This window comes from Flavobacterium aquariorum, assembly GCF_003254745.1.
Lineage (GTDB): Bacteria > Bacteroidota > Bacteroidia > Flavobacteriales > Flavobacteriaceae > Flavobacterium > Flavobacterium aquariorum.
Genome location: NZ_QKXH01000002.1, coordinates 14540 through 37331, shown reverse-complemented (window position 1 = coordinate 37331; position 22792 = coordinate 14540). Strand labels below are relative to the sequence as shown.

At 32.9% G+C, this 22792-nt stretch carries 13 protein-coding genes and 1 pseudogene; 9 read left to right on the top strand and 5 right to left on the bottom strand.

What is annotated here, in order from left to right; translation table 11 throughout:
- The first annotated feature begins 132 nt into the window (after positions 1-132).
- Entirely contained in the window at positions 133-3324 is a 3192-nt protein-coding gene (locus DOS84_RS02750; RefSeq protein WP_111408593.1) for a cytochrome c biogenesis protein CcsA, read from the top strand.
- Between the two features lie 1047 nt (positions 3325-4371).
- Here DOS84_RS02750 and DOS84_RS02745 read toward each other — a convergent pair.
- Both DOS84_RS02745 and DOS84_RS02740 read right to left on the bottom strand, forming a co-directional pair.
- Complete coding sequence (locus DOS84_RS02745) at positions 4372-5154, bottom strand: anti-sigma factor (RefSeq protein ID WP_111408592.1); 783 nt, start codon at positions 5152-5154, stop codon at positions 4372-4374.
- Complete coding sequence (locus DOS84_RS02740) at positions 5154-5684, bottom strand: RNA polymerase sigma factor (RefSeq protein WP_111408591.1); 531 nt, start codon at positions 5682-5684, stop codon at positions 5154-5156. The genes DOS84_RS02745 and DOS84_RS02740 overlap by 1 nt, the downstream gene beginning before the upstream one ends.
- Before the next feature lie 229 nt (positions 5685-5913).
- On the opposite strand from DOS84_RS02740, the pseudogene DOS84_RS19485 reads away from it, so the two are divergent.
- The 4 genes and pseudogenes from DOS84_RS19485 to DOS84_RS02715 all read left to right on the top strand — a co-directional run bounded on the left by DOS84_RS19485 (position 5914) and on the right by DOS84_RS02715 (position 11442).
- Positions 5914-7155, top strand: a pseudogene (locus DOS84_RS19485) (DUF4331 family protein).
- Positions 7156-7245: 90 nt separating this feature from the next.
- A complete protein-coding gene (locus DOS84_RS02725; protein WP_111408588.1) occupies positions 7246-8538 on the top strand; it encodes a tetratricopeptide repeat protein in 1293 nt (430 codons plus the stop codon).
- A 7-nt stretch (positions 8539-8545) separates the two neighbouring features.
- The gene (locus DOS84_RS02720) at positions 8546-10759 is read left to right on the top strand and encodes a TonB-dependent receptor (RefSeq protein ID WP_111408587.1); all 2214 of its coding nucleotides are present in this window, start codon (positions 8546-8548) and stop codon (positions 10757-10759) included.
- A 167-nt stretch (positions 10760-10926) separates the two neighbouring features.
- On the top strand, positions 10927-11442 hold the full coding sequence (locus DOS84_RS02715; protein WP_243636322.1) for a glutathione peroxidase: 516 nt from the start codon (positions 10927-10929) through the stop codon (positions 11440-11442).
- Between the two features lie 82 nt (positions 11443-11524).
- On the opposite strand, the gene DOS84_RS02710 is transcribed toward DOS84_RS02715, so the two are convergent.
- Together DOS84_RS02710 and DOS84_RS02705 are read right to left on the bottom strand one after the other, a co-directional pair.
- Complete coding sequence (locus tag DOS84_RS02710; protein ID WP_111408585.1) at positions 11525-12469, bottom strand: tRNA dihydrouridine synthase; 945 nt, start codon at positions 12467-12469, stop codon at positions 11525-11527.
- Between the two features lie 128 nt (positions 12470-12597).
- Positions 12598-13095, bottom strand: a complete 498-nt coding sequence (locus DOS84_RS02705; protein ID WP_111408584.1) for a GNAT family N-acetyltransferase — start codon at positions 13093-13095, stop codon at positions 12598-12600.
- A gap of 97 nt (positions 13096-13192) precedes the next feature.
- Here DOS84_RS02705 and menD point away from each other — a divergent pair, with 97 nt between their 5' ends.
- The 3 genes from menD to DOS84_RS02690 all read left to right on the top strand — a co-directional run bounded on the left by menD (position 13193) and on the right by DOS84_RS02690 (position 16362).
- Positions 13193-14854: a 2-succinyl-5-enolpyruvyl-6-hydroxy-3-cyclohexene-1-carboxylic-acid synthase gene (gene menD, locus DOS84_RS02700; protein ID WP_111408583.1), complete on the top strand. Its 1662-nt coding sequence runs from the start codon at positions 13193-13195 to the stop codon at positions 14852-14854.
- A 176-nt stretch (positions 14855-15030) separates the two neighbouring features.
- The gene (locus DOS84_RS02695) at positions 15031-15372 is read left to right on the top strand and encodes a DUF2853 family protein (protein ID WP_111408582.1); all 342 of its coding nucleotides are present in this window, start codon (positions 15031-15033) and stop codon (positions 15370-15372) included.
- Between the two features lie 135 nt (positions 15373-15507).
- Positions 15508-16362, top strand: coding sequence for a CvfB family protein (locus DOS84_RS02690; RefSeq protein WP_077377067.1), 855 nt, complete (start codon positions 15508-15510; stop codon positions 16360-16362).
- A 693-nt stretch (positions 16363-17055) separates the two neighbouring features.
- Here the strand turns inward: DOS84_RS02690 and DOS84_RS02685 are convergent.
- Positions 17056-17919 carry a DUF3943 domain-containing protein gene (locus DOS84_RS02685; protein ID WP_124020614.1) on the bottom strand — a complete coding sequence of 288 codons (864 nt, stop codon included), beginning with the start codon at positions 17917-17919 and terminating at the stop codon, positions 17056-17058.
- A 599-nt stretch (positions 17920-18518) separates the two neighbouring features.
- On the opposite strand from DOS84_RS02685, the gene DOS84_RS02680 reads away from it, so the two are divergent.
- Entirely contained in the window at positions 18519-22703 is a 4185-nt protein-coding gene (locus DOS84_RS02680; protein WP_111408580.1) for a two-component regulator propeller domain-containing protein, read from the top strand.
- Positions 22704-22792: the final 89 nt, after the last annotated feature.

Here is a 22792-nt window from a genome sequence, read left to right as displayed (position 1 = left end):
TATCCATGGTTTATTGCTTTTTCTCTAAAAAAAGACACTTAATTTTGGATTTAATTAACAATTAAGTCCTTAAACAAGTGGACAATTTTGAGTACTTTTGCGACACTTTATTAAAACGAAATCTACTTCCAAATGGATAAAAAATTATTCTCTGTCCTATTTTCTACCCGATTGATGGCTTTATTATTCTTGACTTTTGCAATTGCAATGGGTACAGGAACTTTTATCGAAAGCAAATACAATACCGATACAGCTCGAATTTTAGTTTATAATACTTGGTGGTTTGAAGCTATCATGGGATTTTTTATGATTAATTTCATTGGCAACATCAAGCGTTATCAGTTGTTTAAAAAAGAAAAATGGGCGACTTTGACACTTCATTTGGCTTTTATATTTATTATAGCTGGAGCTTTTATAACGCGTTACATTAGTTTTGAAGGAATGATGCCTATCCGAGAAGGTGCTGCCGAAAATCAATTTTATTCCGATAAGACATTTCTGACTCTTTTTGTTGATGGAGAATACAAAGGCGAAATGAAGCGTAGGGTTTTCGAGAAGCCTCTTTTATTGTCGCCAGTAACCGACAATGATTTTAAAATGACAGGTGAATTTGCAGGAAATCCATTTGAGGTGCACTATAAAAATTTTATTATGGGAGCCAAAGAATACGTTAAACCAGACTCAAAAGGAAGTTTGTATTTTAAACTCGTTGAAGCTGGCGATGGTGGTCGTGAAGAACATTTTCTTAAATCAGGTGAAGTTCAAAACATTCACAATGTTCTTTTTGCGCTGAATAAATTTACAGAGGGAGCTATCAATATAAATACTACAGGAGAAAGTTATACTATTCAAATGCCTTTTGAAGGAGATTTTATGCGAATGGCTGATAAACTGCAAGGAAAAGTGGTAAAAGATATTGTCCAGCCTTTAATGATGCGCTCATTATATAGCATTGGAGATATTCGCTTTGTATTTCCAGAGCCTGCAGTTACGGGAGTAATCGACTATGAATCCAAAAATGATTTTAAAGAAAAGAATCATGAAGACGCATTGGTAGTGATGCTTAGCGCCAATGGAAAAGAAGAAACCATAACTTTAACAGGTTCCAAAGGAAAAATTGGAGATTCTAAAACAGTTAAAATTGGGGCGAATGAATATACTTTTTTCTTCGGAAGCAAAGCTTATGTCCTACCATTTAAGATAAAACTAAATGATTTTATTGCTCAAAAATATCCAGGAACTGAGAAAAGCTATTCTTCTTTTGAAAGCCAAGTTACTGTTCAGGATTCGACGAAACCATTTGATGCCAGAATTTACATGAATCACGTATTAGATCATGAGGGTTATCGCTTTTTTCAGTCTTCATTTGATCCAGACGAAAAAGGAACAGTATTATCTGTAAATCACGATTATTGGGGAACAACAATTACTTATTTAGGATACTTTTTACTGTTTTTTAGTATGATGGCTATTATGTTTACCAAACATTCCCGTTTTGCTGATTTGAAAAGAAAATTGGATGTAGTAAAAGATAAAAAAGCAAAACTATTGACAATTTTGATTTTGTTATTTAGTTTGACTGGTTTTGCACAAGAACATAATCATGATCATTCTAATGAAAAGACAGGAGATTCACATGCTGAAAACACGGGCCACGTTAGAATAAAACCAACGCAAAAACAATTGGATTCGCTATTGACGGCTTTTACGGTGTCTCCGGAACATGCAGCAAAGTTTGGCAGACTGATTATTCAGGATGCTGGCGGTAGAATGAAACCAATCAATACTTTCTCTTCAGAATTGTTGCGAAAAGTAAGTCATTCCGATACTTATAACGGAATGAATTCCGATCAGGTATTTTTGTCAATGACACAAAGTGCGCAATTGTGGATTGAAATTCCACTTATCTATATTAAATCCGGAAATGATAGTATTCGTAAGATTATCGGAATTGATTCCAAAGATCAATATGCACCTTTTATCTCTTTCTTTGACGAAAAAGGAAATTATAAATTGTCACCATATCTTGATGCGGCCTACAAAGCCGGGAATCCAAATCAGTTTGAGAAAGATTTTGTAGAAACGGATAAGAAAGTAAATTTAATGGAATCTGCTTTGAGCGGAAGTATATTGAGAATTTTTCCGATACCAAATGATCTTGGCAATAAATGGATTTCATATTTGGAACTCGAACATGCGGGTATGAAAGGAATGGATTCCACTTATACTAAAAGTATTTTACCACTTTATTTCGGAACATTAGGCCATGCTATTGAATCCAAAAATTACAAAACTGCCGATGAATTATTAGGAAGTATTGATGGTTTCCAGAAGAAGTTTGGAAGTAAAGTGAGACCAAGCGAAGAGAAAATTAATCTTGAAATCGCATATAACAAATACGACTTACTTCAAAAATTGCCTTATGCTTACTTATTGGCAGCAATATTTATGTTGATCTTTACCATTCTTAAAATCTTCAAAGAGTCAAAAATTTTAAATATTTTAGTAAATTCAATGCATGTTTTTATTGCAGTGCTTTTCTTGTTGCATACCATTACATTAGGAGCGCGCTGGTATATTTCGGGACATGCACCTTGGAGTAATGCCTATGAAGCGATTGTCTATGTGGCTTGGGCGACAATGTTTTTCGGATTAGCATTTGACATTAAATCAAAATTAACGGTAGCTTCGGCAGCGTTTGTGACCGCGATGATACTTACTGCAGCCTATGCAAACTGGATTGATCCAGAAATTGCAAACTTGCAACCTGTTCTTAATTCGTATTGGTTAATGATTCACGTCGCGGTTATCGTTGCAAGTTATGGACCATTTGCTTTGGGAATGATTCTTGGTTTTGTGTCACTTCTTTTGATCTTTTTTACCAATGAAAAGAACAAAACCAAAATGGATTTGAATATCAAAGAAATTACGTATATCAACGAAATGTCACTGACAATTGGTCTGATTATGTTGACTATAGGAAACTTCCTTGGAGGACAATGGGCCAATGAAAGTTGGGGACGTTATTGGGGGTGGGATCCAAAGGAAACTTGGGCTCTGATCAGTATTATGGTTTATGCATTTGTGATTCATGCTCGATTTGTACCATCTTTAAGAGGTAAATGGACTTTCAATTTAATGAGCATGTTTGCTTTTATATCCATTTTGTTTACCTATTATGGGGTAAACTTCCATTTGGTGGGATTGCATTCCTATGCAAGCGGTGAAGCCCATTCATTGAGTTGGATTTGGTATTCTTTAGGAACAATATCTTTAATTGGAGCTATTACATATCCAAAATACAGAAAGTTTTATAAGAAGTAATTTTTAGAATTAATAAGTATTCAAGTAAGGTTCGGTATCAAGTCGGGCCTTATTTTTTTATTTCATGTCAAAATGGTTATTTATTTATTTAGCGATAATATAAAACTTACTTTTAATTAAAAAATAGGTATTTTGTAGATAGAATTTGCTTTTAAATGAATTTTGGCATGGTGTTTGAAAAGTGATTTATAGATGATTTTATACTCCAAGATATTGTAAATTAGGTTGGTAGGTTGGTTTGCATTTAAATATCTATAGAATTATCGATTACAATTAGTTAGTAAGATGCTCCTTTTTGGAGCATCTTTTTTTATATGATGTAACTAAATTATGCAAGCAGCTTTCTGCTTTTCTAGTTTGACTTGACTGACACAAGATTAGGTATTCGATTTGTTTTTTGAAAAAAGGTAGACTAAAGCAGTTTATTGAAATATTAATCTGATCTTTTTTTTAAAACAATGTAGTTTGTGGGTTTTATTTACTTTTAATTGGATTTTGGCACAATGTTTGAAATAATAATTAAAGATGATTTTATTAGGTTTGGTTATCCTAAGTGTTTATAGATTGATAAGTTGGTTTTTACAGATTATCTATAAAAGTTATCGGTTATGGTTAGTTAGTAAGATGCTCCTATTGGAGCATCTTTTTTTTACTATTAAATCAATTAAATCAATCTAGAATAAAGCAGATGTTATTTTTGAATTTGGATGCAATGAGTTTATGGAATTGATTATGGTATTCAAAATATAAAATTTTAAGTTGAAATGTATTCTTTAGTAAAGTAATATTAAACTTAATTTTTATATAAAATAATGTCTTTTAGAGGCTTAATTTGCTTTTAATTGAGGTTTTGGTATAAAGTTTGTTACCTGATACCAGATGATTTGATTAGATTTTGTAAATTTTAAATTTGAGAGGTTAGGTTTAAAGTTAGTTTACATGGGGAAATCTAAGAATGGTTGGTTGTTATTTAATTAGAAAAATGCTCTCAAAAGGAGCATTTTTCTTTTTGTTTGATTGCAAATAATTTAACTGAGAAAATATGAATTATACTTTTCCTAAAGTGTATAATTGTTCCATTGTTGGACTTAAACTTCCTCCAGCGGGTTCTAATGTAATACCAAAAGCTTCTGCGTTGTCGGCATTTTCAACAGCAAATATTTTTTGACTATTACGGTCGAAATTTTCCAATAGTCCAATACTTGTAGGGGTCAATGGATTAAGTTTTAAAGCCCAAACTTGATAAACCATTCCTTTTGGAGGTTCGGGTAGGCCACGGGCATCAACATAAACATCTTTGGTTTCTTTATTCCAATAGACTTTAGCAAATGACTTTGGATTTACGGCTTGTCCACTAAGTGCTACAACTGTATTTTTATCATCTCTTATTACAGCTAAACTGGTTTCGGCACTTTTATTTTTTTGTTCTAAAAGTTGTATTTCTTTACTTAGTTTTTCTTTTTCATTTCCAATGGTCACCATTTGGTTATTCGTTTGTCCCAATTGTTGGTATTGATATCCTATTCCAATCAATAAAACAATTGCTGCGGCCCAACCCATATAATTGGACCAATTTCGTGGTTTGATTTGCACGACATTGGAATGTTTTAATTCGAGTTTGGCTTTTATTTTTTCAAAATTGGAAACTGAATGGAACGGCGAAAAACTAGAAGATAATGCAACCATTCCTTTCTCTATGGCTATAATTTCGTTATTTATTTCAGGATGATTTTTGGCCATATTACTAACTTCAATGTTTTCGGTTTCACTGAGTAAGCCGTATACATAAAGTTCTAAAATGCCTGATTCTATATATTCTTTCGTATCCATTATAGTTTCAAATAAAGTCTTAAATCGTTAATACAATTTCTATTTTGTGTTTTTACAGTTCCAAGTGGAATGGCCAATTCCTCTGAAGCTTCTTGCTGGGTATATCCCTTAAAGAACAGTAAGTCTATTATCTGGATACACTTTGGCTTTAGTTTTTTGACAAATTCGTGAATACCTATGGTATCAATTTTGTTTACCAGTTTATTACTGTCGTCTAACAGATGTACGAAATTATCGGAAGAAAGGTTTTTTTGACTGTCATTAAAATTTTTGGACCTCAGTTTATCTATAGAAGTATTTCGCGCAATATTGAGAATCCAAGTATAGAATCTTCCTTTACTTTCGTTATAGGAATCGATATTTTTCCATATTTTGATAAATACTTCCTGAAGTACATCTTCGGCTTCTTCTCTGTTTTTTACTAATACATTAATTACCGAGAATAAACTTTTGGAATACATATCATAGAGATAGGTAAATGCTTTTTCGTCTTTCTGGTGAATTAAAACCAACAACTCATCTTGCGTCATATTATATATTTTGCTCTTACAAACATATACAATTCCATTAATAAATAGCTTATTATATTTATTAATGCAGCAACTTAATTTTTTTTGAAATAAAATTATGATTTTATTTTGTTTTTAAAATACTGTAAATCAAATATTTAATTAAAAATTTAATTTTTTTTTCACTTTTTTAAAACCAAAACACATCCAATCCCGTAAATGCTTCTATAACCATTTAAATTATAACAAAATGAAAAAAACAAAAATGATTTTAGGTCTGTCACTAGTGGTGATTTCAGGCTTAATTTTAGTAGCAGCGGATCATATTGATGCTCCAGGAACAATGTCAGGTGACGCAGGAGATATTACTGATGTGTACACTTTTCAAGGTCAAGATACCAATAATTTGGTTTTTGCTGTAAATACACAAGGGCTCCTAAGTCCAAATGCAACGAGCGCAGCAACATTCAAAGAAAATGTGATGGTTGAAGTTAATATTGATAACACAGGAGACAAAGTGGAAGATTTGGTGATCCAGGCGATCAAAAGAGGAGACAAAATGTACTTCTTTGGGCCTTATGCACCTACGTCAACAGGAACTTCCAGTATGATTAAAACAAGCGCCGCATCGGGAGAAGTTGCTATTTCAACTTATGGCGCCATGCCTGTTACAGCTTCTCAAAACGGAATGAAGTTTTTTGCAGGACCAAGAGATGACCCATTTTTCTTTGATTTAGGGCAGTTTAAATCTATTCTTGCAGGAACAGCAACGGGCTTTAACAATCCAGGGACAGATACTTTTGCAGGAACGAACGTACTTTCGATAGTTATTGAAGTTCCAAAAGCAATGTTAGGTACTTCAACCACATTAAATGTTTGGGCCGAAACTAAGAAAAAACAATAATAATTAATTTACAATATTCTAAAATATAAACTTATGAAAACAAATAAATTTAAAATTATAGCTGTTGCATTAGTAAGCGCTTTTTTTTCGGTAAACTGCGACAATAATGATGATAACGGCGGTGATGGGACTCAAAACATAGATTTTTCGGGTACTTATGTACAACAAGATCAAATGGCCAGGCCAGCAATTAACACAGTTTTTATTGCATCTGGACAACCCAAGGATGATTTTAATGCAGCTATTCCATCGGCAATGGGGAGCAAATATCAATCCATTTTTCAATCTAGGTTGATGGCACTAAATGCTGGTTATACTACCAATGCTCTAGGACAAGATGCTGCAGCATTTACAGGGCTTTTATCAACAGATGTATTGAATGTTTCTAAAACTGCAAAAACTACTTTCTTTGACGGAACCAATGTTTTGACTGGACGAGCTTTAGCTGATGATGTTATCGATGTAGAGTTATTATTGATTTTTGGTGGACCAATGGGTACATCAAATTCAGGACTTACTTCAGATCATGTTGATGCTAATGATAAAGCATTTACAGCTTCATTCCCATACTTAGCAGCTGCTTGGTAATATTTTATAAAAAAGCAGAGTAGGTTTTGGACTGCTTACTCTGCTTTTTATTTCAAAACGGACAAACAAACAAACAAACAAAATTAGATTATGAAGACTTTAAAAATTATACCCTTATTATTTTTTGTTGTACTGCTGATCAGTTGTACCAATAAACCTTCTCAAATTACTCAAATTGAAGACTATGAGAAATATATGAACGTGAAAGAGAACAAATCCGTTGATTTTGCCAATCGTGAAATTAATTTTTGGCAAAAAAAAATTAAGGAAGCACCTAACCAAGCGATGTATTTGGGTATGTTAGCATCCAATTATGGTACTCTATTTCAATATACAGGAAACATAAGCGATTTATACAAATCGGAGGAATTACTAACAAAGTATAATGAAGCTTATAAATATTCACGAGTATCGACCATTCGATCGTTAGCTCGAAATTATATTTCGCAACACCGTTTTAAAGAAGCGTTGAATCTTGCCAATAAAGCATTGGCCATTGGCGAAGGCCGAAAAGAAACCCAAAAATTATTGTTTGATGTGCAAATGGAAGTTGGTAATTATCCTGAGGCTCTGAAAAATCTGAATGCTATTAGCGATATGAATGACTATGATTATTTAATTCGTTTGGCAAAATGGAATGATTATAAAGGAAATTTAAAAACCGCAATAACTTTTATGGAGAAAGCTAGAGACATAGCAATAAAAGATGATAATAAGGTTTTGAAAATCTGGTCATACTCTAATTTGGGTGATTTTTACGGACATGCGGGCAGAATACAGGAGTCGTATGATAGTTATTTAAAAACACTGGAAATAGATCCTAATTATTCTTATGCCTTGAAAGGGATTGCATGGATTGTTTTTTCGCACGAACGAAATACCACCGAAGCGAATAGAATTATTACAGCTATAGCCAAAAAACATGATACTCCAGATTTTTATTTATTGAAATCGCAAATCGCACAATTCAGTGGAGATAAGTCAAAGGAAATAGCGAATAGAAACGCTTATTTTTCGATGCTCAAGAAGTATAATTATGGAGCGATGTACAATAAATACAATGTTTTGATTTATGCCGATACAAAAGCTACAGCTTCAAAAGCGCTCGAAATTGCTAAAGTCGAAATTGATCACCGACCAACTCCGGATTCCTATGATTTATTGGCTTGGTCGTATCTGAATTTGGGGCAAAAGAAAATGGCTTTGGAGATTGCCCAAAAATATGTTGTAGGTAAATCTTTTGAACCTAAAGTACAATATCATTTGGCAATGATTTATAAATCAAATAATATTATTGAAAAAGTAAAGCCAATCAAAGAAGAATTACTTGGGAGCACTTATGAATTAGGGCCCGTTTTAGAAAAAAAGGTAATGCAATTGTAATTTAGATATGAAAAACTACACACTAATTTTTCTGGTTTTATTTGGTTTAAATGCATTCAGTCAGATTCAAAAAGGGTTTGTTATTGATGAAAATGGAAGACCAATTGAAAATGCAACCATTACCAACACAAAATCGAATACTCATTCACATTCTGATGAAACCGGCAATTTCAGTATTGATAAGTCCAATGTAGGAGATGTTCTTATTGTAAGTGCACTGGGACATAAAAAAACGGACTATACTATTACGAATTCTGAAATAAGTGTTTTTTTGGAAAGTGACAGTTTTAAGCTGGAAGAAGTAGTTATTCAGTCTAAAATATCAGCCATAAATGTAATTTCCAAAATTGATTTGGAGACGACTCCTGTAAATTCATCGCAGGAGATATTGAGAAAAGTTCCAGGATTATTTATCGGCCAGCATGCCGGAGGAGGAAAAGCGGAACAAATCTTTTTACGTGGTTTTGATATTGATCACGGTACGGATATCGCGATTAATGTAGACGGTATGCCAGTAAATATGGTTTCGCATGCACATGGGCAAGGGTACGCCGATTTGCATTTTGTAATTCCGGAAACGGTCGATAAAATTGATTTTGGAAAAGGAACGTATTATGCAGGCAAAGGTGATTTTGCAACGGCCGGGTACGTTGATTTTGGAACAAAAGAAAAACTGGATTTTAGCAGTATCGGAGTAGAATTAGGGCAATTTAATACATTTAGAACGATTGGATTATTTGATCTTTTGGGAAATAACAAAAAACAAAGTGCCTATATCGCCACTGAATATATTCTTACTGATGGTCCATTTGATTCGCCTCAAAATTTCAACCGAATCAATTTGTTTGGAAAATATTCGTTTGTTTTAGAAGATAATAGTCGGTTTTCTATTATTGCTTCTCGTTTCACAAGTAAGTGGGATGCTTCAGGGCAAGTGCCACAACGTTTGGTCGATGCAGGAACTATTTCCAGATTTGGATCGGTAGATGATACTGAAGGCGGCACAACTTCGAGATCTAATTTTAATGTTTCGTTCCGTAAACCAATTGATGAAAATACGTTTTTGAAAGCAAATACCTTTTATTCGAATTATAAATTTGAGTTGTTTTCAAATTTTACTTTTTTCTTGGAAGATCCCATCAATGGTGATCAGATTAAGCAAAAGGAAGACAGGAATTTATATGGAATCAATGCGGAGCTGAATAAAAACATCAATAAAGAATCGGTTGATTTGTTATTTCAATTGGGATTTGGTGTTCGAAACGATGCGACAACAGATACTGAATTGTCCCATACTTTGAATAGAAGTACCACTTTGGAAGCAATCAAATTGGGAGATATAGACGAATCTAATGTTTTCAGTTATTTGAATACCGAGATTCGTTTGGGTAAATGGTTGATCAATCCTGCAGTTCGATTGGATTATTTTAAATTCGGTTATCAGGATAAGTTGGCGGGGAATTACAAAACACAGACAGAAAGTGAAGTAAAAATATCCCCTAAAATGAATTTTGTTTACTCCCAAAACAATGATTTACAATTTTATCTCAAAACTGGAATGGGTTTTCATTCTAATGATGCGAGAGTGGTGATTGCTAATAATGGTAAAGAAATTTTGCCAACAGCAATTGGTACCGATGTGGGTACGATTTGGAAACCATTTCCTAGATTGATTGTCAATTCGGCTTTGTGGTATTTGTATTTGCAACAGGAGTTTGTATATGTAGGGGATGCGGGAGTTGTAGAACCAAGTGGAGAAACAAGAAGAGCTGGTTTTGATTTAGGTATTCGTTATCAACTAAGCAACTATTTATTTTTTAATTTTGATGCTAATTATACGCATGCTAGGAACATTAATGAGCCAAGTGGACAGAACTACATTCCGCTGGCTCCAGATTTTACCTCTACCGGTGGGTTAAGTTTTCAAAACTGGAAAAAGTTTTCAGGGGGATTACGGTATCGCTATATGAATGACCGTCCAGCCAACGAAGACAATTCGATAGTGGCAAAAGGCTATTTTATAACCGATTTCAATGTTAATTATACCTTCAAAAAAATAGTTTTTGGAGTAACGCTTGAAAATTTATTTAACTCGGAATGGAATGAAACCCAGTTTGCCACAGAATCCAGATTGAAGAACGAAACCGCAAGTGTTGAAGAAATTCATTTTACACCAGGAACTCCATTTTTTTTGAAAATTGGAGTTATCTATAAATTTTAGTCCTAATTTAATTTGTTTGTTTGAAAACCCAGCATCGTTATTGATACTGGGTTTTCTGTTTTAATTAACTTTTGTTCATGTAAAATAATTTATGATAACACAAATAAATGCTTAATTTTATATAAAAAATAAAACACATGAAAAAAATAGTAGTAGCAATCTGCGCGATGTTCTTTTTAAATATCCAAATTCAAGCACAAGTGAAACAAAACATTTATCAATTCAAAGTAGAAGACTTATATGGTAAGACTTTTGATTTTGCCACACTAAAAGGCAAAAAAGTAATGATTGTCAATACAGCTTCAAAATGTGGATTAACTCCGCAATATAAGGATTTGGAAGCTTTATATAAAGAATATGCATCCAAAGGATTTGTGATTGTAGGCTTTCCAGCCAATAATTTTGCTTCGCAAGAACCTGGAACTAAAGAAGAAATCGCCACTTTTTGCCAACAAAATTATGGAGTTACTTTCCCTATGATGGACAAAGTTTCTGTAAAAGGAGCTGACATGTGTGCCGTTTATCAATTTTTGACACAAAAATCTAAAAATGGCTTACAGGATTCTGAAGTGCAGTGGAATTTTCAAAAATACCTTATCAATGAAAAAGGGGAATTGGAAAAAGTAATTTCGCCAAAAACTTTACCGACAGATCCTGAAGTTGTAAAATGGATTAAAGGTTAGTTTTTTAATAATTAAACAGGTATAAAAAAGAGTTTGTAAATCAAACTCTTTTTTTATGGACTATTTTGATTCAAAACTAAAACTACCCTTTAGCAATAACCTCTTTAACGGTAGCTTCGTAATTACGGATGCTTTTGGATTTTTTAATGTTTTTATGAACTTTATGCGGATTTGAAAATATAACAGAAAAATATTCCCATAAGTGATGCATTTTTAGTAAAATGTGAGTTTGTCCGGATAAGGATTCACTGTAGCCTTCATAGAGTGTGTCATGAAAAGCACTGAATAATTCCATTTTGTTTTTTGGATATTCTGTAACATTGCTTTTAATCATACTCGGCAAAAAAGGATCGGCTATCAATCCTCTGCCAATCATCCAATGATTTATGGAAGGAAAACGTTGCTGCATTTCCTGAAATTTAGCCACCGAAGTAATATCTCCGTTATAATATAATTTGTGTCTAGTATTGTCGATGCAGTGTTGAAACGCATCCAGATGAACGCCACCTTTATACAGTTGTTTTCCAATACGTGCATGAATCGCAATATTCTTAATTGGGTATTTGTCTAAAATGGGCAGCACATCCAGAATTTCTTCTGTAGTATCATATCCTAAACGCATTTTCATCGATACAATTATGTCGGTTTCGTTATGGGCTCTTTCCAGAATGTGATTGATTTTTTCAGTATTACTGATAAGACCGGAACCCATACCGGATTTGGTCACCATAGGGTAGGGACAGCCCAGATTCCAGTTCAATTCTTTATATCCCAACTGCTGAACATATTTGGCGACAAATAAAAATTCTTCTGCATCATTGGTGATAACCTGCGGAATTACTTCAAGACCAATGTTGTTTTCGGGAAGTAAATCACGTTCATAAGACGACTTTATGACTAATTTTCCGTTCAAACGGATGTATGGAGAGTAATAAGTATCAATTCCTCCGAAATATTTGTTGATGGCATTTCGAAAACGGAAATCGGTAAAACCTTGTAAAGGTGAAGAAAGCAGGGTAAAGCTCATAGTATTTTTAAAAGTGCAAAGATACTATAAAGTTATAAGTCATAAAGTTTATAAAGTCATAAAGTCGAAAGTTAAATTGGCAGCAACAAGACTTTGCAATTTTCTACTTTAAAACTTTCAACTTCATATCACTCCAAAATCAATTGCATGAAAACCGAATGCAGCCAGCGGTCAAACTTATAGCCAGATTCTTTAATGATTCCAACGGTTCTAAAACCGAATTTTTCATGAAAATCAACGCTGCTTTGATTCTCTGCATCGATAACGGCAATCATAGTATGTAGATTTTGTTTTTTAGCCAATTGAATCAATTCTTGTAGCAGAAGTTTTCCAATCCCTTTTCCGTGATAGTCATTATCCACATAAACAGAATGTTCTACGGTATATTTATAGGCTTCCCGAAATCGAAATTCACTATACATACCAAAACCAACCACTTTGTCATTTTCTACTGCGACAATTACAGGGAAATGTTTGTTGATTTTTTCTTCCAAAATTGTTTTTTGCTGATCATAACTCCGGATGTTATAGTCGTATAAGGCAGTAGAGTTTAGAATATTATAATTTATAATATCCAATATGGCTTGTGTGTCCTCGGTTTGGTAAAGTCTTAGTTTGATTTGCATGAAGTAATTATTTGTTGTTCAAAAATATGAAAAATTGAACAAAAGCAACGGAAAAGCAGTAGCAAGTTTGTAACTTTGTATTCACAAAAATAGACAAATGACTTACCCCAAAATACCATTAGCACAAAGCATACTTCAAATTTTTTTAGCCAAAGAAATCATCAACATTATCATATCTCCCGGTTCAAGAAATGCGCCCCTTACGATAGGTTTTGCCAGTAATCCAGCTTTTCAATGTTATAGTATTGCCGACGAGCGTGCCGCTGCTTTTTTTGCTTTGGGAATAGCCCAACAAACCAGAAAACCGACTGTATTGGTTTGTACTTCAGGATCAGCTTTATTAAACTATTATCCGGCTTTTGCTGAAGCGTTCTATAGCCAGATTCCATTGATTGTGGTTTCGGCAGACAGACCACATAGTAAGATTGACATTGGCGACGGTCAAACTATTCGTCAAGGAAATGTATTCGCGAATCATTCTTTATACAATGCCAACTTATTGGAAGAGGTTTCAGAAGAAAACGATCGAAAAATAAATGAAGCCATCAATACAGCCATTACCAAAAAAGGGCCAGTACATATTAATGCTCCATTTGAAGAGCCTTTGTATGAAACGGTTTCGGTGTTAAGTGTCAATAGTTCCATTTTTGCTTCCGCAAAAGTGAATCGTACGGTAGACATCAAAGATTTACAGGATTCTGCCTCGATTTGGAATAAAGCTTCCCAAAAATTGATCTTAATAGGTGTAAATGAGCCCAATTCAATTGCGGAAGAAACTATTGAAGCTTTTGCCAATGATGAATCGGTTGTGGTTATGACCGAAAATACCTCGAATGTGTCCCATGAAAGCTTCTTAAGTAATATTGACACCATTATAACACCTTTTACAGCTGAGGATTTTGATGCTTTTCGTCCAGAAATTCTTGTGACGTTTGGCGGAATGGTAGTTTCCAAACGTATTAAAGCTTTCTTGAGAAAATACAAACCAAAGCAACATTGGCATATAGATACATTAAGAGCTTATGATACTTTTGGTTGTCTGACAAAACATTTTGAGGTTGATCCCAATACTTTTTTCAATGCTTTTTTGCCATTGACCTCAAAAATTGAAAGTAATTATTTTTCTCAATTGAATGCAGTTAAAGTCTTGCGGAAAGAAAAACACGATATCTATTTAGCTAAAATTCCTTTTACGGATTTTAAAGTTTTTGAGAAAGTGATTCAGAGCTTACCGCAAAACAGTCAATTGCAAATCAGTAACAGTTCGGCTATACGTTATGCACAATTAATACCGATAGATCCATCAATCGAAGTGTATTGTAATAGAGGAACCAGCGGAATCGATGGAAGTACTTCAACAGCTATTGGTGCGGCTGTGGCCAATGCCAAACCGACAGTTTTTATAACAGGCGATATTGGATTTTTATACGACAGTAATGCGCTTTGGAACAATTATATACCGAAAAATTTTAAAATCATTTTGATTAATAATGGAGGTGGGGGCATTTTTAGAATTTTGCCAGGACATTCTGAAACACCTGTTTTTAATACTTTTTTTGAAACATCCCATAACTTGACCGCAGAACATTTGGCCAAAATGTATAACTTGGATTATAATATTGCCAATGATGAGATCAGTTTGTCCAAAGGTTTGGATTTATTATATGCACAGAATGAAAAACCAAGTGTCTTGGAAGTTTTCACGCCAACATTGGATAATAATACCATTTTATTGCAGTATTTTAAAGAGTTGGAATAATTGTACTATTTTGGCTTAAATTGGCTGCAGAAAAGATTTCTGTAATAAAATCAAGTTTTAATTTGGTTACCAAAAGTTAATGAATAAATATTGAATAAAAATCGCACAGTTTAATAATAAATTACTAAATTTGAGGATGTTATAAAACCAAAAGTAAAAACCTTAAATATATTTTTATGAGTGCAAAAGACGTATTAATTGTAAAATATGCAGCCGATTTGAAAGAAAAATGTGGGATTACTCCAGATATGGATTTATTGACCAAAGTGACCACAGGTTGCGGTCCGTCCATATATAATCCAGATTCTTCCATTATTGCGGGAACACAACAATCCGAAATTGCTACGGTAAAAAATAATTTTTTGATTAAAAAATTAGGCTTGACTGATGGTCCTGAACTTCAAAAAGGAATTGATGCTGTTCTAGAAAAGTACGGAAGGTCAAATAAAAATAAATATAGAGCGGTGGTTTATTATTTATTGGCTCTGCATTTTGGAAGAGAGAGTGTTTACAATTAAAATTATTTAACGATTTATAAAGCGTCTTTAACAGGCGCTTTTTTTATTGATAATGTTTTTTAAAATCCCATTTTCAAACTTCGTACCTTTGTGCTTTAAACTTAGTTGGAAATACAACTTAGAATCTCAATAAAAATGATTGAAATAGGAAAATACAATACGCTTACAATATTGCGTGATACCAAAGTGGGTTTGTTTTTGGGCAACCCAGAAAAAGATCCAGAAGGAATACATGATATACTTTTACCCAATAAATATGTGCCCAATGAATTTGAAATAGGCGAGGAGCTTATTGTTTTTGTATATTTGGATCATGAGGAACGTCCAGTCGCCACAACATTGGAGCCTTATATATTGTTGAATGAGTTTGCTCTTTTACGTGTGAATTATATTAACCAAATAGGTGCTTTTATGGACTGGGGAATGGAGAAGGATATTTTGGTTCCTTTCAAGGAACAGGCACGTCCTATGGAAAAAGGAAAACGCTATTTGGTTTATCTTTATATGGATGAAAAAACCAATCGTTTGGTGGCATCAAGCAAATTGAATCAATTTTTGAAAAATGACCACCTTACCGTTGAAAAAGGTGAAGAAGTGGAGCTTATAGTTTCCCATATTACTGAATTGGGTATCAATGTAATCATCAATGAACAACACAAAGGATTATTGTATAAGGATGAAGTTTATGATGATGCTATACGTACGGGAGACCGTATGCGAGGATATATCAAAAATATCAGACCTGATAACAAGATTGATGTTTCCTTGCAAATTCAAGGCTATCAAAGCATAGAACCAAATGCTGAAAAGATTCTGGACGAACTAAGAGCCAGTAGAGGTTTTTTACGTTTAACGGATAATTCACATCCCGAAGACATTAAAACGGTTTTAAAAATGAGCAAGAAAACCTTTAAAAAAGCCATTGGAGCTTTGTATAAAGAAAAGTTAATCGAGATTAAAGAAGACGGAATCTATTTAGTTAAGGAATAAAAAAAGGAAGGCTAATCATTTTGATTAGCCTTTCTCTTTTACTTTTGTTTGTACCCTATAGATATAAACAAAAATAAAACATTTTCGAACATTTCAAAAAGTATATTCAAGCACTTTGCATACTTAATGTGTATGTAATACAAGTAATTACAAAGATTAAATTACTTTATTAATGGTTTGTCTATAAATCAAAACATTTACTCTATGTAGTAAAGTATAAATTTCACAATAAAACCATTGGTTGATTATACATTTAAAGATTACCATCTGTTATTGTACTTGTGTAAAGTATTTGGATTGTAAATCTTTTACTTAACCCTTAGGTGTTACTTTCTATGAATTACTATTTGGGCAAACGCCTCATTTATTTGCTTATACTTTAAAATAGTTTTCGTGCAAATTATATAATTTAAAACCACAAAAATACAAGCGACAATAATTTCAAATTCACTCAAAAAAATCATTTTTTAGGTTAATAAATCAGTGAAAACTCCGTGCTAATCTGAATTAATAACTAACGTTGGTTTTACTATAGAATAATGATTAGCATGAGTTAAAATTAGTAATTATTTTTTCTAAGAGATGTTAAAATGCAATTTATTTTAAAAATTTAACGCATCTATTTCAATTAAATTTTTATTGAAAGAAATTATTTAATAAAATGATTTTCAGTGTGTTAAAAAATCTTATGTATTAAAATTGCATATTGAAATTTAGTCCCCAGATGGCTTTATTGGCTCCTTTGTCAAATCCCACAGGAGCGACACTTAATTGTGTTGTTCTTTGGTCTTTATAACCAAAACCATCTAGTATTGTATTGAAAGGATCAATTAAAAACAAGGAAGTGTATCCTAATACTTTTGAGTTTAATACTTTTTTATCGTGTCTTAAAATACTTTTTTTGGCATAGAAAAAGCCTTCACCTACAACAGAACCTAATACTGGTGTAATAATCAAATCCTGCTTAGATGGAATCTCTGCAAACGCTTCGATTCCATATTCCCAGAAAAAGGTAGACATAAAAGCCGAATACAAAAAAGATTCAAACATATTAAAACCACTACTTCTGGCAGTCATATAATAAACTCCTCCAGAATAAGGATGCGTAACCCAATTTAAAACCCAATCATCATCATCCCAAACTGGGCCTGCTTTTACGTTTTGTTTCCATTTATATGTAATTCCATTTTCTTTCATTGCTTCTTTGTCCCAATTGGTTACACTTTCAGGCATGACATAAAGTACGCCAAATGCGATAACAGTCGCTCCTACATACATTGCAGTGTCATAACTTAGTCTCCTGTAATCTCTGGTTGCAGGAGGATATGCGATTCCGTTTTGTTGTACCAATATAGTATCGGCTATAGAAAGCATATTGTAATTGTTTGCATTTTCTATACTTCCTTTTTGAGAATTAGAATACGCAATTGTATTTTGGATAAGTGATGGTGGTAATTGATTTTGATTGTTTATTGACTGTTCTCCCTGTTGAGCAAAAATTGCATTTCCAGAAAGTAAAATTATAGAGGTGTATAAAATAGTTTTAAATGGATTCATTTTTTTGGGGGTAATTGCTGTTAAAAAGGTGGCCAAATAATTATTTGGTTTTAAATTATAAATTGTTTTTGCTCTTATAACTACTGAATTACAATCGGTTCGTGATTGAATTAATCAAGTTTATAAACGCGGCAAATATAATTAATTAATAAGAATTAAGCAGGCATTTTTACATCTTAATCTTAAATTAATAATGGAAGTATTTCGAGGATTTTGGTATCAATTCTCCGTGATTAAATGACTGGTATTTTATTTTTTGTAACCGAATGCATTTGATGGATTTATTCAAATTGTATTATTTAAAAATTAGCAAAAAATAGCTATCGGAACCTGTTTTTTGTTAATTATGGGAGACTTTGCATGGGAACTTAATAAACTATTTTTCGATTGATTTATAACAACATTGCTTTTTTTGTACATTTGGGAACCAAATAATTGCCTGAGCTCCTTTTAAAAAAAACCTCTTTCCAAATTGTTACGTGCTTCCAAAATAATTAGATTACACTTTACATTTTACAAAGGAAAGGCAAATAATTTGTTGCGGCAGCTCTAAATAATCGCATAGTTGGTTTGTAAAGAAACACTAAACATTTATTAAATTGAAAATTAAAATTATATTCGTCAGCTTTATTTTTGCAGGATTTATTTCATGTGATCATAAAGAGAATACTTCATATCGGGATAATCGATTGACTAAAAGAATCGAGATTAACAATAAACTAATTTTAGATTCATCCAAGACTTCAGATTTAAAATATTCGTTGGAACAATTAGATAATACCAAAGGATTGTCCAATAGTTCCGTTAATGTCATTTTTCAGGATTCCGAGAATTTACTTTGGATTGGAACCTGGGATGGATTAAACCGATATGATGGAAATAGTTTTAAGATTTTCAGACCTGAATTGGATAATGATAATAGTTTGAGTAATCAGGTAATCCTTAAAATAGCAGAAGATGACGCAGGTCAGATTTGGATCTTGACAATTCACGGCATTAATCGATATAATAAAAAAACGGATGCATTCCAACGGTTTTACTTTTCGAGAGAAAATAAATCGCCACTATCAGAATCAGAATTTAATATGGCATTGGATGCTTCAAAGAAAGTGTTTTGCGCTGTAAAAGAGTGGGGAATTGGCTGTTTTGACGGAACTTCTTTTAAACTGTTGACTGGCGAAAAATTTTCGACAAAAGCGGTCAAAAAAATGAAATTTTCTCCAACTGGAGAATTATTAGTTCTGTTAGAGAACAATGAACTCTATGCTTTGTCTCTTAAAACAACCAATGATGGGAAAAAGATAATTTCAGAAGTCAAATTAATCTCAAAAAATATTCGCACGTTTGAAGTGATTTCTAATCAAAAGGTCTGTATCATTCCAAATTCAGGAAATACTATTTTACTTTCTTTATCCGATACAAAAAATCAAACGCTGCAGGTTCATAATGTTGACAATATCATTGGACATATTCCAGAGGGACTTGTGCTTTCCGGTAAATCGGGGTATTTTATAATGGACAATTCCGGAAATATTGTTTCCAAACCATGGTTGAAATACTTGAAGAGTCAAAAAGTTACCACATTAATAAAAGGAAGTGAAAATGTGCTTTGGACAGGAACGGATGGAGATGGTTTGTTCAAAATATATCCACTGAAAAAAGCGTTTAATTTAATTTCAAAAACGCAAGTTCCTGAGCTTGACGGTGGAATTATCAGATCATTTCTGGAAGTGGACGGGAATTCTTTTTTGGTCGGTACAAAAGGAAAAGGATTGTTTCGTTTTCCTTCTAATTTTTATCTAAATCCGGAAAAAGCTTTAAAATATCAAAACTTCAACGAAAGTAACAGTTCTATTGATAATGCTGTATTTGCTTTGTGTAAAGGTCAGGATAATCTTGTTTTTGTTGGCACAGATGGGGATGGAGTTTCTGTTTTTGATTTAAAAAAATCTAAACTTATCGATTGGTCAGCTATTGAAGGGAATGAAAAATGTGATTATTTTAAGTCAACTTATACTATTTCTCAGGATACAAATGGATTTATATGGCTTGGAACTAATGGCTATGGTATGATTCGTTGTAAAATTGAGCGTTCAGGAGACAAATTGAAAGTAACGGAATTCAAACGATATCTCGCTGACAGCAACAAAGCAAAATCACTAAGCAGCAATATTATTTTTTCCATTGTTCCCAGGAATGACAATCAGCTTTGGATAGGAACCCGATTGGGAGGACTTAACCTTTTTGATAAAAAATCGGGCAAATTTCACATTTATAAAAATATTAAAAATGATCCAAAAAGTCTATCCAACAATGATATTTTGTGTTTACAGAAAGACGCAAATAACCGACTTTGGATAGGAACAAGTTTTGGTTTAAATGTATTGGAAGATTTAAAGAGTAACGGCGAGGCAGTTTTTAAGAGTTTTACTGTCAAGGAAGGATTGCCGAATAATACCATCCATGGGATTGTTGCCGATAAAAAATCCAATCTTTGGATAAGTACAAATTTTGGTTTGTCAAATTTTAATATTAACGGTTTTAAGTTCATTAATTACACCAAAAACGAAGGTCTTCAGAATAATGAATTTGCTGATGGTGCATTTTATCAAGATCAGAAGTCGGATTTTATTTTTATGGGCGGAATAAAAGGATTTAATTATTTTTTACCTCAAAAAATTAAAGAATCTTCGGTTATTCCAGATATTCTTATTGACAAAATAAGTGGTCAAAACCAGCCTATTCCATATTATCAGGGATTAGTGATATCCCCAGATTCCAACACAAATCCTTCCATTGTTTTAGATCATAATCAAAACTTTTTTGACATTGAATTAGCTGCTTTGACTTATGTTAACAGTGAAAAATGTCAATATGCCTATCAATTGATGCATTTCGATAAGGGCTGGAACACAATTAATAATCGAAGAATTATTTCCTTTACAAACGTTCCAAAGGGTAATTATTCTTTGTGGATAAAATGGTCCAATAACGACGGAGTTTGGAGTAAACCAGTTCATGCCATAGATATTAGGATTAAGCCTGTGTTTTGGCAATCCAATGTGGCTCTTGTAATTTATTTGATACTAACAACTCTTTTCGTTCTTTTTGTGCTGAGTTATTACAAAAAACGACAATCATTGAGTCAAAATATTCTTTTTAGGAAAAGAGAGGACGAACTCCATGAAAACAGACTTACCTTTTTTACTAATATTGCCCATGAATTTCAGACTCCATTAACTTTGATTGTCGGACCTGTTCAAAAGTTGTCCGAAACGGCAAATCTTAGCGAACGTAATCAAAAATTCTTGCAGATGATTCAACGCAATTCATCAAGGTTATTGTTTTTGACACAACAATTATTGGAGTTCCGGAAAGCGGAATACGATTATCTGGAAATAACAGCAAAAGAATTTGATCTTGTTAGTTTGGTAGAACAAATCGCCGAATTATTTGATGAATGGGCATTGGATAAAAAAATAGATTATAACCTTGATATTCCATCTACATTGTCAGGCTGGTTTGACAAAGATAAGATTGAAAAAATAGTGTTTAACCTGATGTCAAATGCATTCAAATACACTCCCATAAATGGAAAAATAGATGTTAAGTTTACGCTTCAGGATGATTCAAAAAGACTGAACATTACAATAGTAAATACAGGAAAAGGAATTCCAAAAGAGAAATTAGACTCGTTATTTGATCGGTTTTTTTTGTCGGATACAAATAAAGCGCCAGATAATGATTTATTTAGAACAGGTATAGGGTTAGCCTATATTAAAAAATTGGTTACCGTATTGAGAGGGGAAATTCTGGTTTCAAGTATAGCTAATGAACAGACCACTTTTACGGTTATTATTCCGTGCAGTAAAGAATCTTTTACCGAAAAAGAATTGGATACAGAAGTAAGTCCGATTTTGATTTCGCATCATCTTAAAAATATTCTTGAAGAGATTCCGAATAAGTCCAATGATACGCCTGATAAAATTGCTTCGCTGGAAGATATTCAAGACACCCGAAAAACAATTTTGCTGGTCGAGGACGAGAAGGAAATCCATTTGTTTCTGAATGATTTATTAGGGGACAAATATAAAATAATCCCTTGCTATAATGGATTGGAAGCCCTTGAAATTCTAGAGAAGGAAATGCCTGATATTATAATCAGCGATGTTATGATGCCAATGATGGATGGGGTAGAGCTTTGTAGAAAAATCAAGCAGGATATTAAAACCTGCCATATTCCGTTTATTATGCTTACCGCAAAGGATTCAGTTATCCATAGAATTGAGGGATTGGAAAGCGGTGCGAATTCCTATATCCCGAAGCCTTTTTATCCCGACCATTTGTTAGTACGAATACAGAAGCTTCTTGAAGAAAAAGAATTAATACTAAGACATTTTGCACAAGATACACTTACTGAAAATCTGGCTGCGTTACCAATAAACAATGATGAAAAAGACTTTGTAAAAAAAGTGATTGAACTGATTCGTGCCAATATTGATAATGAAAATCTTCAAAGTCTATTTATTGAAAAAGAATTAGGCATCAGTAACTCACAATTGTATCGAAAAGTGAAACAGATTTTCGGTTTTACCCCAGGAGATTTAATTCGAACAATACGATTAAAATATGCAGCAGAATTATTGCGTAAAAATGTACTTACAGTATCTGAGGTGTGTTACCAATCAGGTTTTAATAACCGTTCCTATTTTTACCGTGAGTTTAATAAAATGTATAATACTACTCCTAAGAATTATCAATTGAAGTATAAAGGAAAGTATTGAATCTGGTTTAAAATACTGAAAATCAACACTTTTTTAAAAGGTGTACACTTTTGATGAAATAGTGTACACCTTTTTTTGTGTCTACAGGA